Raw genomic sequence first — 16694 nt, forward strand, 5'->3', positions numbered from 1 at the left:
GTGGGTCATCTCAGCGCGGTTACTGCAGTTCGCCTGTGCAGAATGATCAGTAAGTTGTCAGTTTCGATCATTGAGCGCATTCAAACGGCTGTTTAATGTCGTTGGCAGATAAACGACGGGGCCCGCCGAGGCACCCGCATTCCGTGATCACGCCACATGGGGAACCGTTCCATGGCTGCCGACCGCTATCCGCACTTGCTGGCCCCGCTCGACCTGGGCTTCACCACCTTGGCTAACCGCACCCTGATGGGGTCGATGCACACAGGCCTTGAGGAGCGTCCCGGTGGCTTCGAACGCATGGCTGCGTATTTTGCAGAGCGTGCCCGTGGCGGCGTTGGGCTGATGGTCACTGGTGGTATCGCGCCCAACGATGAAGGTGGCGTGTATTCCGGCGCAGCCAAGTTGAGCACCGAGGAGGAGGCTGACAAGCACCGCATCGTCACCGAGGCCGTGCATGCCGCTGGCGGCAAGATTTGCCTGCAGATCCTGCATGCCGGGCGCTATGCCTACAGCCCCCGGCAGGTGGCGCCGAGTGCGATCCAGGCGCCGATCAACCCGTTCAAGCCTAAAGAGCTGGACGAGGCCGGGATCGAGAAGCAGATCGCCGACTTCGTCAATTGTGCCGTCCTGGCCCAGCGCGCCGGCTACGATGGCGTCGAAATCATGGGTTCGGAAGGCTACTTCATCAATCAGTTCCTGGTTGCCCATACCAACCACCGTACTGACCGCTGGGGCGGCAGCTATGAAAACCGCATGCGCCTGGCGGTCGAGATCGTCAGCCGGGTGCGCGACGCCGTGGGTCCGAATTTCATCATCATCTTCCGCCTGTCGATGCTCGACCTGGTCGAGGGCGGCAGCACCTGGGACGAGATCGAGTTGCTGGCCAAAGCCGTCGAACGGGCTGGCGCGACCCTCATCAACACGGGTATCGGCTGGCACGAGGCGCGCATCCCGACCATCGCCACCAAGGTCCCGCGCGCGGCGTTCAGCAAAGTCACCGCCAAGCTGCGCGGGGCGGTGAAGATTCCGTTGATCACCACCAACCGCATCAATACCCCCGAAGTGGCTGAAGCCGTGCTGGCCGAGGGCGATGCCGACATGGTCTCGATGGCCAGGCCGTTCCTGGCCGACCCGGAGTTCGTCAACAAGGCTGCGCAGGGGCGCGGCGATGAAATCAATACCTGCATCGGCTGTAACCAGGCATGCCTGGATCATACGTTCGGCGGCAAGCTGACCAGTTGCCTGGTCAACCCTCGGGCCTGCCACGAAACCGAACTCAATTATCTGCCTGTGAACACGGTCAAGCGCATTGCTGTAGTGGGTGCCGGCCCGGCCGGCCTGGCGGCTGCCACCGTAGCCGCAGAGCGCGGTCACCAGGTGACGCTGTTCGATGCAGCCAGCGAAATTGGCGGGCAGTTCAACGTGGCCAAGCGGGTGCCGGGCAAGGAGGAGTTCTTCGAAACCCTGCGCTATTTCCGCAACAAGTTGAAAAGCACGGGTGTCGACCTGCGGTTGAACACCCGGGTCGATGTGCCGGCCCTGCTGGAAGGCGCTTTCGACGAGATCATCCTGGCCACTGGCATTGCGCCGCGTACGCCGGCCATTCCCGGTGTCGAGCACGCCAAAGTGCTCAGCTACCTGGACGTACTGCTCCAGCGCAAGCCGGTGGGTGAGTCGGTTGCGGTGATCGGTGCTGGCGGCATCGGTTTTGACGTCAGCGAGTACCTGGTGCACCAGGGCGTGGCCAGCAGTCAGGATCGGGAAGTGTTCTGGAAGGAGTGGGGCATCGATCGCGACCTGCAGGCGCGAGGCGGCGTGGCAGGCATCAAGCCCGAACCGCATGCACCGGCGCGACAGGTTTATCTGCTGCAGCGCAAGAAGTCCAAGGTGGGTGACGGTCTGGGCAAGACCACCGGCTGGATCCACCGCACGGGCCTGAAAAACAAGCAGGTACAGATGCTCAACGGCGTCGAGTACCTGAGGATCGACGATGCGGGCCTGCACATCCGCGTAGCTGAAGGTGAGCCGCAGGTACTGGCGGTGGACAACGTGGTCATCTGCGCCGGGCAGGAGCCGCTGCGGGAGCTGCACGAAGGGCTGCTGGCTGCGGGGCAGTCGGTGCACTTGATCGGCGGCGCGGATGTGGCGGCCGAGTTGGATGCCAAACGGGCGATCAACCAGGGCTCGCGTCTGGCTGCAGAGCTTTGAGATGGCCGGGGCCGCAAAGCGGCCCCAGGTTTTCACTGGTAGACTGACGGCCTCGCATCAGGCGCTGAAACATGTTTACCCGCTTTCATGACCTTCCCCAGGCACCTTTACAGCCCCTCGAGCTTGCTTGGCTGAAAAGTGCCAACGTTGAAGCCGCCATCCTACGCCTGGACCTGATCGACCCCCTGATCAGCGGCAACAAATGGTTCAAGCTGCGCCACCACCTGCTGCACGCCCACGCCTCGGGCGCCGCCGGGCTGATCAGCCTCGGCGGCAATCACTCCAACCACCTCCATGCCCTGGCCGCCGCCGGCAAGCGCTTCGGCTTCGCCACCGTTGGTCTGTTGCGCGGCCATGCCCAGGACACCCCCACGGTGCGTGATCTGCAGGCGCTGGGGATGCAATTGCACTGGCTTGGTTACGCAGGCTACCGTGCCCGTCATGACCCCGGCTTCTGGGCACCTTGGCAAGCGCTGTATCCCGGCTGGCACTGCATCCCCGAAGGCGGTGGCGGGCAGGCTGGTGCCCAGGGGTGTGCATTGATCGTCGAGCAGGCCAAGGCCCAGTTGGGCACATTGGGTTGGCCGGACTATGACGCCTGGTGGCTGGCCGCTGGCACCGGGACCACGCTGGCTGGCCTGGTGCTGGCCGAGGCCGGCGCGCACAGGGTGCATGGCGCCCTGGCAGTGCCGCTGGACCATGGTGTACCCGAGACCATAACGGCGCTGGCCGGTACGGCCGGGTACCAGTTGCACGAGGCCTGCCGAGAGGGTTTTGCCAGGCGCGATGATGAGCTGCAGGCTTTCATCGAACAGGCTGAGGCCAGCACGGGTGTCCCTTTAGAGGCGCTTTACACCGGCAAGGCACTGATGGCCCTGCGTGGGCAGGTCGAGGCCGGGCTGTTCAAGCCTGGCACTCGCCTGATCTTTTTGCACACCGGTGGCCTGCAGGGCCGACGCGGCTACTTGTAAGGCAGCATGCGCAGCAGCGTGTTGTCGCGCACTACGTAGTGGTGATAAAGCCCGGCCAGCGCGTGCAGGCCGATCAGCCAGTACCCCCAACTGCCCACGCGTTCATGCCAGCCTTTGATGAACTTGGCCAAGTCCGGATCCGCAGCGATCAGGTGCGGCAACTCCAGGCCATAGAAGGGCACCGGTTTGTCGGCGGCACTGAGGATCAGCCAGCCGGCCAGCGGCAAGCCGATCATCAACAGGTACAGCGCCAGGTGCATCACGTGGGCAAGCCCGGTCTGCCAGGCGGGAGGCTTGGGCACAATGGGCGGCGCAGGGCGGACCAGGCGCACGGCCAGGCGCAGCCAGACCAGCACGAACACCGTCAGGCCGAGCATGAAGTGCAGGTCCTTCATCAGGTTGCGCTCGGCGCTGTCCTTGGGGAACAGGCCACGCAACTCGATGCAGGCGTAGACAGCGGCCAGCAGCACCAGCATCAGCCAATGCAGGGCGATGGACAGGCGTGCGTAGTGGGGCGCGGGGCTGGATGAAACCATGGGTGGTCCTCGTCATCAGGTCTAAAGTGGCGCTCTTGGCGGCGCTCAGAGGTAACTGTAACCGCTGCTGGGTTTAAATCTTTGCGCTGGGTCGGTGAAATGGTGTTTTCGGCCTGCGCCGCTTCGCGCGCAGGCCTGCAATACCCTGCTGCTCTCAATGCCGGGGTGGTTTACCCGCTAAGGTGCAAGTGCGGCCAGCTGTCAGCCACCAGAAACACGCGGCCCACCTCATGCCATTCGCCTTCCGGGCCTGGTTCAAGCCTGACCAGCATCTGCGCCGGTGCTTGCGGGTCAAGCCCCTCAAGCCATTGAGCGAACTGCCGCGCGGTCCAGCCTTGATCTGCCTCGAACCTTGCCGGTGCCAGCCAGGCATGGCGGGGCAGGGGCTGCCAGCGTCCCACCTCGGCCAGTGCCCAATCCCGCCGCCGCAACCACCGCCCGCGCAGGTGCAGCGGGTTGGCCCCCGCGGGCGATTCGGCGTGCCCAAACCACGGATAGAACAGATACCCCGCCAGCCACAGGTGTGCCTGTACCTGGCCGATGCCAAGCCCGGCGAGCGCCTCACGGCTCTGCGTGCCACCCGACATGGGCAATTGGTGCCCGGCCAGGTGCGCCAGTTTGGTACCCAGCCGGTCATGGCAACCCGGCCCTAGCCACTGCGCCGGGTCATGGCCTTGGCCGTCCGTTGGCCCCAGGTAAAGCTTTATGGCCAGCTCCAGATGGTGGGTACCGTCGGCGTCGCGCAGCACAATGTCCAACTCGCCCAGCGTGCGCCCACCGGTGCGGATCGCCAGGTTGGCCGCCAGCAGCTCGACACCGGGCGCCTGGGCCAGGGCGAACTGCCACAGGCCTTCGTAGTACAGGCCCAGGCGCCGGCTGGTGCTGTTTGCCAGCCATTCACGCAGGGGCTGATCGTCGGCGTCCAGCGCCTGTAACCAGTCTTTCAGCCGCTGGGGATCCGCCGCCCAGGTGCTGCCTGCCAGCGGATGGCGCTGGGGGCAGGGCGGTGTGCTCAGCAGCGGTGGCGACAGCAGCGTCCAGGCCAGGTCGCGCACGGCGGCGCGGCGCAATTGGCGAGGCAGGTCGTGGAGTTCGGCGAAAGGCATCATGCTGCGAGCATAGCCGGTTTGCCGCTGCCCGGTCGTTTCGCCCATAATCGCGGCATAGTCACCCGCCGCAGAGCCTTGCAGGAGCCCCATGGAGCAATTTCGCAATATCGGTATCATCGGCCGCCTTGGCAGCTCGCAGGTGCTCGACACCATTCGCCGACTGAAAAAATTCCTCCTCGAGCGCCACCTGCACGTGATCCTCGAGGACACCATTGCCGAAGTGCTGCCTGGCCACGGCCTGCAGACCTCCACGCGCAAGTTGCTGGGCGAAGTATGCGACCTGGTCATCGTCGTCGGCGGTGACGGCAGCCTGCTTGGCGCCGCGCGTGCTTTGGCACGGCACAACATCCCTGTCCTGGGGATCAACCGCGGCAACCTGGGCTTCCTCACCGATATTCGCCCGGACGAGCTGGAAGAAAAGGTCGCCGCAGTGCTTGACGGCCACTACCTGGTGGAAAACCGCTTCCTGCTGCAGGCCGAGGTGCGCCGCCACCACGAGGCCATTGGCCAGGGTGATGCGCTCAACGATGTGGTCCTGCACCCGGGCAAGTCGACGCGGATGATCGAGTTCGAGATCTACATCGACGGCCAGTTCGTCTGCAGCCAGAAGGCCGACGGCCTGATCGTCGCCACCCCGACCGGCTCGACCGCCTACGCGCTTTCGGCCGGCGGCCCGATCATGCACCCCAAGCTCGACGCCATTGTCATCGTGCCCATGTACCCGCACACCCTGTCGGGCCGCCCGATCGTGGTCGACGGCAACAGCGAGCTGAAGATCGTGGTGTCCAAGGACCTGCAGATCTACCCGCAGGTATCCTGTGACGGTCAGAACCACTTCACCTGCGCCCCCGGCGATACCATCACCGTGAGCAAGAAGCCGCAAAAACTGCGCCTGATCCACCCGCTGGGCCACAATTACTACGAGGTTTGCCGCACCAAGCTCGGTTGGGGCAGCCGCCTGGGGGGCAGGGACGACTGATGTTCGATCCGGCGCGAAGTTTCGACATCATCGGTGACGTGCATGGCTGTGCGCTGACCCTCGAACGCCTGCTCGACACCCTCGGCTACAAGCGTGTCGGTGGTGTCTGGTGCCACCCGCGGCGTCAGGCGCTGTTCCTCGGCGACATTGTCGACCGCGGCCCGCGTATCCGTGAGGCGCTGCACATCGTCCACGACATGGTCGAGGCCGGCCAGGCCTTCTGTATCATGGGCAACCATGAGTACAACGCCCTGGGCTGGGTAACCCCGGCGCTGCCCGGCAGCGGCAAAGCCTATGTGCGCGAGCACACGCCGCGTCATGCCCGCCTGATCGACGAGACCCTGACCCAGTTCGCCCACCACCCCGGTGACTGGCACGATTTTCTGCAGTGGTTCTACGACATGCCGCTGTTCGTCGACGCCGGGCGGTTCCGCCTGGTGCATGCCTGCTGGGACCCGCGGCTGATCGAGCCGCTGCGCCAGCAATACCCCGACGGGCGCATTGACGAGCACTTCATCCAGGCATCGGCGGTGCCCGGCAGCTTCGCTTCCACGGTCTGCAACCGTCTGTTGCGCGGCACCGACATGCGCCTGCCGGACGGCCTGACTCTGACCGGCGGCGATGGCCTGACCCGGGCGTTCTTCCGTACCAAGTTCTGGGAAGAAGACCCGAAGACCTATGGCGACATCGTCTTCCAGCCTGACGCGCTGCCCGATGATGTGGCCCGCACGCCGCTCAGCCACACCGAGAAAAATGCCTTGCTACGCTATGCCGAAGAGGAGCCGCTGCTGTTCGTCGGCCATTACTGGCGCAGCGGCCGCCCGGCGCCGATCCGCCCCAACCTTGCCTGCCTGGACTACAGTGCAGTGCTGTACGGCAAGCTGGCGGCCTATCGGCTGGATGATGAAACCCGGATCGACCCGCACAAGTTCGTCTGGGTCGACGTCGATCGACCGCAGGCCAATCAATGAATATCGTCGAAGTGATGCGCCTGCCGCTGTCGGTCGACCTCAGCGGCTTCGTGCACCTGCTGCAACGCCTGCAGGTGCCGCACCGGGTCAGCGAAGAGGGCGAAGCCCAGGTGCTCTGGGCGCCGGAAACCATGGCCGCCGATGTCCTTCAACTCTACCAGCGCTACCCAGACGGCAACGCTGATGTCGAGCTTGCGCAGGCCCCTGCGCAAGGCGACTTGCCGGCGAAAGGGCCGACACTGGCCGAGCAGGCAAAAGCCTGCAAGGTCACCGCCGCCGTCCTCTTCCTGTGCCTGATCGTCGCCGGCCTTACCCGCCTGGGCGACAACCTCACCACCATCAGCTGGTTCACCTTCCTCGACTACCGCGTCCAGGGTGAATACCTGCATTTCACGCCGCTGGCTCAGGGCCTCGCCGAAGGCCAATGGTGGCGCCTGGTGTCGCCGATGCTGCTGCACTTTGGCGTACTGCACCTGGCCATGAACGGCATGTGGTACTGGGAACTGGGCAAGCGTATCGAACTGCGCCAGGGCCCTTGGTTGCTGGCTGGCCTGACCTTGCTGTTCAGCCTGGTGTCCAACCTGGCCCAGCACTACACCAGTGGCCCGAGCCTGTTCGGCGGCCTGTCGGGGGTGCTGTACGGCTTGCTCGGCCATGTCTGGCTGTACCAGTGGCTGGCGCCCAACCCACACTTCAGCCTGCCCAAGGGTGTGCTGGTGATGATGCTCATCTGGCTGGTCATCTGCCTGACCGGTGTGGTCGGCCAACTCGGTTTTGGCCAGATCGCCAACGCCGCGCACGTCGGCGGGCTGCTCATCGGATGCCTGACGGGCCTCTTGGGTGGTGCGCTGGCGCGGCGTAAACTGTCCGCTTGATTTAGGAGACGCTATGTCCACGTTCGCGCAAATGATCGAAAACATCACGCCGCAGATCTACGAAAGCCTGAAAACGGCCGTGGAAATCGGCAAATGGTCCGATGGCCGCAAGCTCACCCCCGAGCAGAAGGAGCTGTCGCTGCAGGCGGTGATCGCCTGGGAGATGAAGAACCTGCCAGAAGACCAGCGTACCGGCTACATGGGGCCCCAGGAGTGCGCATCGAAGTCTGCGCCGATCCCTAACATTCTGTTCAAGTCGGACTCGGTACATTGATCGAACTCGCTCGTGGCTCTTTGAGCAAGATGGCGGTAAGCCTGGAAGCACCCGTGGTGCAGTACAGCTTTCGCCTGGATGACACGCAGGTGCCGGTCAACCCGCTGATCGGCCAGACCCTGCGCCTGCAATACCTCGGCGCCATTCACTGCAGCCATTGCGGCAAACGCACCAAGACCAGTTTCAGCCAGGGTTACTGCTACCCGTGCATGACCAAGCTGGCCCAGTGCGACGTGTGCATCATGGCGCCGGAACGCTGCCACTACGACGCCGGCACCTGCCGCGAGCCGTCCTGGGGCGAGCAGTTCTGCATGACCGACCACGTGGTCTACCTGGCCAACTCGTCCGGGGTCAAGGTTGGCATCACCCGCGCTACGCAGTTGCCCACCCGCTGGCTTGACCAGGGTGCGAGCCAGGCGTTGCCGATCATGCGCGTGGCGACCCGCCAGCAATCGGGCCTGGTCGAAGACGTATTGCGCAGTCAGGTGCCGGACCGTACCAACTGGCGCGCGCTGCTCAAGGGCGACGCCGAGGTACTCGACCTGGTGGCCATTCGCGAGCAGATCTTCGATGCATGCGCCGATGGCCTGCGCGATCTGCAGGCGCGCTTCGGCCTGCAGGCGATCCAGCCGCTGCCCGATGCCGAAGTGGTGCAGATGAAATACCCGGTCCAGGCCTACCCGAAGAAGATCGTCAGCTTCAACCTCGACAAGGACCCGGTGGTGGAAGGCACGCTGCTGGGTATCAAGGGCCAGTACCTGATCTTCGACACCGGCGTGATCAATATTCGCAAGTACACGGCCTACCAGTTGGCCGTGCTCCAGTAAAAAGGACCTGCACATGCGTACCGAACAACCGCAAGTGATCTACCTCAAGGACTACCAGGCGCCCGAGTACCTGATCGACGAGACGCACCTGACCTTCGAGCTGTTCGAGGACCACACGCTGGTCCATGCGCAACTGGTCATGCGCCGCAATCCGGCACGCGGTGCCGGCCTGCCGCCACTGGTGCTCGACGGCCAGCAGCTTGAGCTGCTGCGCGCCTCGCTGGACGATCAGCAACTGCAGGCGAGCGACTACCAGCTCGAAGCCGACAGCCTAACGCTGCACCCCAAAGCCGAGCGTTTCACCCTCGACACCAGCGTGAAGATCCACCCCGAGAGCAACACTGCGCTGGAAGGCCTGTACAAGTCCGGCAAGATGTTCTGCACCCAGTGCGAGGCCGAGGGTTTTCGCAAGATCACTTACTACCTCGACCGCCCGGACGTGATGAGCACATTCACCACCACGGTGATCGCCGAACAGCATCGTTACCCGGTGCTGCTGTCCAACGGCAACCCGGTCGGCAGCGGGCCGGCTGAAGATGGCCGCCATTGGGCGACCTGGGAAGACCCGTTCATGAAACCGGCCTACCTGTTCGCGCTGGTGGCCGGTGACCTGTGGTGCGTCGAGGACACGTTCGTGCGCCAGTCCGGCCGCGACGTGACCCTGCGCATCTATGTCGAACCCGAGAACATCGACAAGTGCGACCACGCCATGGTCAGCCTGAAGAAGTCCATGCGCTGGGATGAGGAAGTCTATGGCCGTGAGTACGACCTGGACATCTTCATGATCGTCGCGGTCAACGATTTCAACATGGGCGCCATGGAAAACAAGGGCCTGAACATCTTCAACTCCAGTTGCGTGCTGGCCCGCGCCGAAACCGCCACCGATGCTGCCCACCAGCGTGTCGAAGGCGTGGTCGCCCACGAGTATTTCCACAACTGGTCGGGCAACCGCGTGACCTGCCGCGACTGGTTCCAGCTGTCGCTCAAGGAAGGTTTCACGGTGTTCCGCGACGCCGAATTCAGCGCCGACATGAACTCGCGCACGGTCAAGCGCATCGAGGACGTCGCCTACCTGCGGACCCACCAGTTCGCCGAAGATGCAGGGCCCATGGCTCACCCTGTGCGCCCGGACAGTTTCATCGAGATTTCCAACTTCTACACCCTGACCGTGTACGAGAAGGGCGCCGAAGTGGTGCGCATGGTCCGTACCCTCCTGGGCGCCGAGGGTTTCCGCAAGGGCAGCGACCTGTACTTCGAACGCCATGATGGCCAGGCGGTGACCACCGATGACTTCATCAAGGCCATGGAAGACGCCAACGGCGTCGACCTCACCCAGTTCAAGCGCTGGTACAGCCAGGCGGGCACGCCGCGCCTGGATGTCAGCGAGGTCTACGACGCCACAGCACAAACCTACAGCCTGACCTTCCGCCAGAGCTGCCCGCAGACGCCGGACAAGGCCGAGAAACTGCCGTTCGTGATCCCGGTGGAGCTGGGCCTGCTGGATGCCGAGGGCAACGACCTGCCACTGCGCCTGGCCGGTGAGGCCTCCGCTGTTGGTACTGGCCGCGTGCTGTCGGTGACCGAGGCCGAGCAGACGTTCACTTTCGAAGGTATCCAGGCCAAGCCGCTGCCATCGCTGCTGCGCGGCTTCAGTGCGCCGGTGAAGCTGAGCTTCCCGTATGACAGGGACCAGCTTATGTTCCTGATGCAGCACGACAGCGATGGCTTCAACCGCTGGGAGGCGGGCCAGCAGTTATCGGTACAGGTACTGCAGGAACTGATCGGCCAGCATCAGCGTGGTGAAGCACTGAGACTCGATCAGCGCCTGATCACTGCCCTGGGCACTGTTCTGGCCAACGAGTCGCTGGACGCCGCGATGGTTGCCGAGATGCTGTCACTGCCGGGCGAAGCCTACCTGACCGAGATCAGCCAGGTGGCTGATGTCGACGCCATCCACGCGGCACGCGAGTTTGCACGCCGGCAGATTGCCGAGCAGTTGTTCGATGGCCTGTGGGCGCGCTACCAGGCGCACCGCGAGGTTTCGCGCAACACCGCCTACGTCGCCGCAGCCGAGCACTTCGCCCGTCGCAGCCTGCAGAACATTGCCCTGTCGTACCTGATGCTCAGCGCTAAACCGCAGGTGCTGGAAGCGACCCTTGAGCAGTTCGACAACTGCGACAACATGACTGAACGGCTGACGGCGCTGGCCGTGCTGGTCAATTCGCCGTTCGAGGCCGAGCGTGGCAAGGCCCTGGAAACGTTCGCCGAGCACTTCAAGGATAACCCGCTTGTCATGGATCAGTGGTTCAGCGTGCAGGCAGCCAGTGCCTTGCCGGGCGGGCTGGCGCGGGTCAAGGCGCTGATGCAGCACCCGGCGTTCACCCTGAAAAACCCGAACAAGGTGCGTGCGCTGGTCGGTGCGTTTGCCGGACAGAACCTGGTCAACTTCCATGCGGCCGATGGCTCCGGCTATCGCTTCCTGGCGGACCTGGTGATCGAGCTGAATGCGCTGAACCCGCAAATCATTTGCTTCGCGTCAACTGGCACCGCTGACCCGCTGGCGCAAGTATGACGACGCGCGCCAGGCGCTGATGAAGGGCGAGCTGGAGCGGATTCTTGCTTCCGGGGCTCTGTCCAGCGATGTGTATGAAGTGGTGAGCAAAAGCCTGGCATAAAGCCTGGGATCTCCCACAGGTAATGCACAAGCCTTCAGGGCGGTGCAGTACCTGTGGGAGTCGGCTTGCCGGCGATTGGGCTGTGCAACAGCCCCTTGTTTCTGGTTAACAAAACATAACGTCCCGCTCGTTGTGTTCCCGCAAACATCCCCGCTACGATGGCCCGAAGCTATTGCAGGCCTCTATCACAAGGTTTTCGCAGTACCTGCAAGGCACAGACCCACCAAGAACAACAAACAGGGGACGGTCATGAGGGAGCGGGTAATGACGCGCGCCAGGCGTGGTGCCTGGCCGCTGGCAGCCGGCGCAATGCTGGCGCTGGCACTGGGGATGTGGGCGGGCAGCGCGCAAGCCGCCGCCGCACAGGAGTACTCCACCGAATCGGCAAAGGCCAGCCAGAGCCTGCTGATCGATGCCGCCCATGCCGGCAAGCGCCTGGTAGTGGTGGGCGATCGCGGCCACATTCTGTTCTCCGATGACCAGGGCAATACCTGGACCCAGGCCCGGGTGCCTACCCGGCAATTGCTCACCGCAGTGTTCTTCGTCGACGACAAGCGTGGCTGGGCAGTCGGGCACGACGCGCAGATTCTCGCCAGCAACGATGGCGGTGCGACCTGGAGCAAGCAGTTCGAAGACCTTGCCCGTGAAGCCCCGTTGCTCGATGTCACTTTCCTCGATGCCCAGCACGGCTTTGCCGTGGGCGCTTACGGCGCACTGCTGGAAACCCGCGACGGCGGCCAGCACTGGCAGGACGTCGCCGAGCGCCTGGACAATCCCGACCAGATGCACCTCAACGGTATTGCCCAGATCAAGGATGCCGGCCTGTTCATCGTCGGCGAGCAGGGCAGCATGTTTCGCTCAAGCGACAGCGGCCAGAGCTGGAGCAAGCTCAACGGCCCCTACGAGGGCTCGCTGTTCGGCTTGATCGGCACCGCCCAGCCGCAGACGCTGTTGGCCTATGGCCTGCGCGGCAATCTGTTCCGCTCCACGGACTTTGGCGACAGCTGGCAGCCGATCGAACTCAAGGCCGCGCGCGGCAACCTCGAATTCGGCTTGGCAAGCGCTACGCTTCTGGATGATGGCAGCCTGGTATTGGTCGGCAATGGCGGCAGCGTGCTGCGCAGCATTGATGACGGGCAGAGCTTCACTGTCTATAACCGCGCCGACCGTATTGCCCTGGCTGGCGTCAGTGGCCTGGCCAATGGCGGCTTGCTGCTGGTAGGGCAGGGTGGTTTACATCTGGCCACCGGCGAAGGTGCCGACCAGGCAACCGAGGAGCCTCGCCCATGACCAGCCGAGAGAGCATCATGCACCCCCACCACCAGGACAAACCCACGCTGCTGGAACGCCTGATCTTCAACAACCGCCCGGTGGTCATCGCCCTGTGCGTGCTGGTGAGCATCTTCCTGTTCTGGCAGGCCGCGCAGATCCGCCCCTCGACCAGTTTCGAGAAGATGATTCCGCTCGAGCATCCGTTCATCGAGCAGATGATGGAGCACCGCAACGACCTGGCCAACCTAGGCAACACCGTGCGCATTTCGGTCGAGGCGGTCAATGGCGACATTTTCGACAAGGATTACATGGAGACCCTGCGCCAGATCCATGACGAGGTGTTCTACATCCCCGGCGTCGACCGCGCGGGCCTGAAGTCGTTGTGGAGCCCCAGCGTGCGCTGGAGTGAAGTCACCGAGGAGGGGTTCTCCGGCGGCGAGGTAATCCCCAATACGTACAACGGTTCGCAAGACAGCCTCGACTCACTGCGCGACAACGTGCTCAAGTCCGGCCAGGTAGGGCGCCTGGTGGGCAACAACTTCAAGTCCAGCATCGTCGATGTACCCTTGCTGGAAAGCTACCCCGATCCGCAGGACCCCGGGAAACAGGTCAAGCTGGACTACCAGCAGTTTTCGCACTTGCTCGAGGAGAAAATTCGCGACAAGTTCCAGGCGCAGAACCCCAATGTGAAGGTGCACATCGTCGGCTTCGCCAAAAAGGTCGGTGACCTGATCGACGGCCTGGTGATGGTAGCGATGTTCTTTGGGGTCGCGCTGGTCATCACCTGGGTGCTGCTCTACTGGTTCACCTGGTGCATCCGCAGCACCATCGCCGTGCTGATCACCACCCTGGTGGCAGTGGTCTGGCAATTGGGCCTGATGCATGTGGTGGGCTTTGGCCTGGACCCTTACTCGATGCTGGTGCCGTTCCTGATCTTTGCTATCGGCATTTCCCATGGGGTGCAGAAGATCAACGGCATCGCCTTGCAGTCCAGTGACGCCGAGAATGCCCTGACCGCTGCCCGGCGCACCTTCCGTCAGCTGTTCCTGCCCGGGATGATCGCGATTCTCGCCGACGCGGTGGGCTTCATTACCCTGCTGATCATCGACATCGGCGTGATCCGCGAACTGGCCATCGGTGCGTCGATCGGCGTGGCGGTGATCGTCTTCACCAACCTTATCCTGCTGCCGGTAGCGATCTCCTACATCGGCATCAGCAAAAAGGCCATCGAGCGCAGCAAGAAGGACGCCACCCGTGAGCATCCGTTCTGGCGCCTGCTGTCGAATTTCGCCAGCGCCAAGGTGGCGCCGGTGTCCATTGCACTGGCCCTGGTCGCCTTCGCTGGTGGCCTGTGGTACAGCCAGAACCTGAAAATCGGCGACCTCGACCAGGGCGCGCCGGAGCTGCGCCCGGACTCGCGCTACAACCAGGACAACAACTTCATCATCAGCAACTACTCGACCAGCTCCGATGTGCTGGTGGTGATGGTGAAGACGCCGGCGGAGAGCTGCTCGATCCACTCGACCATGGCACCGATCGACGAGCTGATGTGGACCATGGAGAACACCCCCGGCGTGCAGTCGGCGATCTCCCTGGTGACGGTATCCAAGCAGGTGATCAAGGGCATGAACGAGGGCAGCCTGAAATGGGAAACCCTGTCGCGCAACCCGGACATCCTCAACAACTCCATCGCCCGCGCCGACGGCCTGTACAACGCCGACTGCTCGCTGGCACCGGTGCTGGTGTTCCTCAACGACCACAAGGCCGAAACCCTGGAGCGTGTCACCAGCGCTGCCAAGGCGTTTGCCGAAAGCCATGACAAGGACGGCTTGCAGTTCCTGCTGGCGGCGGGCAACGCCGGGATCGAGGCTGCGACCAACGAGGTGATCAAGTCGGCCGAGCTGACCATCCTGATCCTGGTGTACATCTGCGTGGCGGTGATGTGCCTGATCACCTTCCGCTCCTTTGCTGCCACCCTGTGCATCGTGCTGCCGCTGGTGCTGACCTCGGTACTGGGCAATGCGCTGATGGCATTCATGGGGATCGGCGTGAAGGTCGCCACCTTGCCGGTGGTGGCGTTGGGCGTGGGTATCGGTGTTGACTACGGCATCTACATCTACAGCCGTCTGGAAAGCTTCCTGCGTGCCGGCCTACCGCTGCAGGAAGCCTATTACCAGACCCTGCGTTCGACCGGCAAGGCGGTGCTGTTCACCGGTCTTTGCCTGGCTATCGGCGTGTGCACCTGGATCTTCTCGGCCATCAAGTTCCAGGCCGACATGGGCCTGATGCTGACCTTCATGCTGCTGTGGAACATGTTCGGTGCGCTGTGGCTGCTGCCGGCGCTGGCGCGGTTCCTGATCAAGCCCGAGAAGATAAAGGCAGGCAAGCAGGGCGGTTCGATCTTCGCCCATTGATTGCAAGGGGCCGCTTTGCGGCCCATCGCCGGCAAGCCAGCTTCCACAAGGCCTGTGGGAGTCGGCTTGCCGGCGATCACCGGTGAAGCCGGTGCCATGCATCGCTGCAACGCAGCGCCAAGGCTATAATGCCGGCTCCTTTCCAATTGGTACCCCCATGTCCCCCCTCGCCACCGCCCTCGCATCCTGCGACATGCTACTGATCGATGGCCTGCACGCCTTCGACTTCAATCTCGATGAAACAGGCCTGACGGTCGAATGCATGGACGGCCGCCAACATCGGCGCTGGACCTTCACTGCCGAACAGGTCGCCGCCGCCATCGGTGCCGGTGACGAGTGGCAACTGCACGATGCCCAGGGCGAGCATCGTCTAGTCTGTATGAGTGCCTTTCGCGCCCCGGATGAAGACGACGATGAACCCGACCTGGACGAGCCTGCTGACCGCTAGTCTCATGAGCCTGACTTTGAATGCCCAGGCCGTCACGCTGCTGGTGGGCAGTTATACCGATGGTGCGAGCCAAGGTATCTACCGTTACCAGTTCGACAGCAAAACTGGCCTCATCAGCCCTACGCCGCAGCAGGTGGTCAAGAGCGTCAGCCCTTCCTGGCTGGTGCTTTCGGCGGATCAGCGGCAACTGTTCGCGGTTAATGAGGCGCCAAAGGGACACGCCAGCAGTTTCAGCGTGAGTAGCAAGGGTGAGATCAAGCCGCTGAACCAGGTTGCCACCCGCGGCGATGAACCTACGCATGCCAGCCTCAGCCGCGACCAGCGTTACCTGTTCGTTGCCAACTACGCCGTTGCTCCAGACCCGGGCGGCAGCCTGGTGGTGATACCGGTGGCCAAAGACGGCAAACTCAAGGATGTGGTGCAGCAGGCCGGACACGCGCCCAGTGGGGTGAACCCCGAGCGCCAGGCCGGTGCCCATGTGCATTCAGTGGTGCTGTCGCCGGACGGTAGTCACCTGTATGCCAGTGACCTGGGAGCCGATAGGGTATTCATCTACCGCTACGACGGCGCCAGCACCGACCGCCCGCTAAGCCCGGCCATCCCCGCATCGGTCGAACTGCCAGCTGGCAGCGGCCCGCGTCACCTGTTGTTCGATGCCAAGGGGCGGCATGCCTATCTGACGCTGGAAATGAGCGCCGAAGTGGTCATGTTCGATGTCGATGATGCTGCCCTGCGCGAACGCCAGCGCCTGCCGCTGACCGAGCAGCAGGACGCGGCGGCAAAGGCGGCAGGCGGCCTGCACCTCTCGGCGGACGGGCGTTTTCTTTATGTGAGCAATCGCGGCACGGCCAATGAGATCGTTGCATTCAGTGTGGGCAAGGATGATGGGCAGCTTGCCTTCCTGCAGCGTCGATCGGTGGAGGGCGACCATCCTCGGGAGTTTGCCCTGGACCCGAGTGACAACTTCCTGCTGGTGGCCAACCAGAAGAGCAACCAGATCGTGGTCATGCGCCGCGATCCGCGTACGGGCAAGCTGGGTGAGACTGTGCAGACCCTGGCACAGGACGCACCTTCGGATCTGAAGTTTATCGAGTGACTATCGATACGCGTGATAATCCCTACCAGCGCAATGAAT

At 63.4% G+C, this 16694-nt stretch carries 13 protein-coding genes and 1 pseudogene; 12 read left to right on the forward strand and 2 right to left on the reverse strand.

What is annotated here, in order from left to right; all coding sequences use genetic code 11:
* Window positions 1–171 precede the first annotated feature (171 nt).
* Both JET17_RS08005 and JET17_RS08010 read left to right on the forward strand, forming a co-directional pair.
* A complete protein-coding gene (locus JET17_RS08005; protein ID WP_012313476.1) occupies window positions 172–2208 on the forward strand; it encodes an NADPH-dependent 2,4-dienoyl-CoA reductase in 2037 nt (678 codons plus the stop codon).
* A gap of 71 nt (window positions 2209–2279) precedes the next feature.
* Complete coding sequence (locus JET17_RS08010; RefSeq protein WP_012313477.1) at window positions 2280–3179, forward strand: 1-aminocyclopropane-1-carboxylate deaminase/D-cysteine desulfhydrase; 900 nt, start codon at window positions 2280–2282, stop codon at window positions 3177–3179.
* Here JET17_RS08010 and JET17_RS08015 read toward each other — a convergent pair.
* Window positions 3170–3715 carry a cytochrome b gene (locus JET17_RS08015; RefSeq protein ID WP_012313478.1) on the reverse strand — a complete coding sequence of 182 codons (546 nt, stop codon included), beginning with the start codon at window positions 3713–3715 and terminating at the stop codon, window positions 3170–3172. The genes JET17_RS08010 and JET17_RS08015 overlap by 10 nt on opposite strands.
* Before the next feature lie 170 nt (window positions 3716–3885).
* Complete coding sequence (locus JET17_RS08020) at window positions 3886–4914, reverse strand: DUF1853 family protein (RefSeq protein ID WP_042111276.1); 1029 nt, start codon at window positions 4912–4914, stop codon at window positions 3886–3888.
* On the opposite strand from JET17_RS08020, the gene JET17_RS08025 reads away from it, so the two are divergent.
* From JET17_RS08025 to JET17_RS08070, 10 genes and pseudogenes are all read left to right on the forward strand, one after another.
* On the forward strand, window positions 4913–5803 hold the full coding sequence (locus JET17_RS08025) for an NAD(+) kinase (protein ID WP_012313480.1): 891 nt from the start codon (window positions 4913–4915) through the stop codon (window positions 5801–5803). The genes JET17_RS08020 and JET17_RS08025 overlap by 2 nt on opposite strands.
* Window positions 5803–6774, forward strand: coding sequence for a metallophosphoesterase (locus JET17_RS08030; protein ID WP_012313481.1), 972 nt, complete (start codon window positions 5803–5805; stop codon window positions 6772–6774). Before JET17_RS08025 ends, JET17_RS08030 begins: the two co-directional genes overlap by 1 nt.
* On the forward strand, window positions 6771–7649 hold the full coding sequence (locus tag JET17_RS08035; RefSeq protein ID WP_012313482.1) for a rhomboid family intramembrane serine protease: 879 nt from the start codon (window positions 6771–6773) through the stop codon (window positions 7647–7649). The genes JET17_RS08030 and JET17_RS08035 overlap by 4 nt, the downstream gene beginning before the upstream one ends.
* 13 nt (window positions 7650–7662) lie before the next feature.
* Window positions 7663–7923: a YeaC family protein gene (locus tag JET17_RS08040; RefSeq protein ID WP_012313483.1), complete on the forward strand. Its 261-nt coding sequence runs from the start codon at window positions 7663–7665 to the stop codon at window positions 7921–7923.
* A complete protein-coding gene (locus tag JET17_RS08045; RefSeq protein ID WP_042111277.1) occupies window positions 7920–8750 on the forward strand; it encodes a DUF2797 domain-containing protein in 831 nt (276 codons plus the stop codon). The genes JET17_RS08040 and JET17_RS08045 overlap by 4 nt, the downstream gene beginning before the upstream one ends.
* 13 nt (window positions 8751–8763) lie before the next feature.
* A pseudogene (gene pepN / locus JET17_RS08050) lies at window positions 8764–11425 on the forward strand (aminopeptidase N).
* A gap of 249 nt (window positions 11426–11674) precedes the next feature.
* On the forward strand, window positions 11675–12715 hold the full coding sequence (locus tag JET17_RS08055) for a WD40/YVTN/BNR-like repeat-containing protein (protein ID WP_042111278.1): 1041 nt from the start codon (window positions 11675–11677) through the stop codon (window positions 12713–12715).
* A complete protein-coding gene (locus JET17_RS08060; RefSeq protein ID WP_012313487.1) occupies window positions 12712–15111 on the forward strand; it encodes an efflux RND transporter permease subunit in 2400 nt (799 codons plus the stop codon). Before JET17_RS08055 ends, JET17_RS08060 begins: the two co-directional genes overlap by 4 nt.
* A 157-nt stretch (window positions 15112–15268) precedes the next feature.
* Window positions 15269–15559 (forward strand): DUF5629 family protein, encoded by a 291-nt coding sequence (locus tag JET17_RS08065; protein WP_012313488.1) that lies wholly within the window; start codon window positions 15269–15271, stop codon window positions 15557–15559.
* A complete protein-coding gene (locus tag JET17_RS08070; RefSeq protein WP_012313489.1) occupies window positions 15525–16655 on the forward strand; it encodes a lactonase family protein in 1131 nt (376 codons plus the stop codon). Before JET17_RS08065 ends, JET17_RS08070 begins: the two co-directional genes overlap by 35 nt.
* The last annotated feature ends 39 nt before the right edge of the window (window positions 16656–16694 follow it).

It is taken from the genome of Pseudomonas putida (assembly GCF_016406145.1).
Classification (GTDB): Bacteria; Pseudomonadota; Gammaproteobacteria; order Pseudomonadales; family Pseudomonadaceae; genus Aquipseudomonas; species Aquipseudomonas putida_E.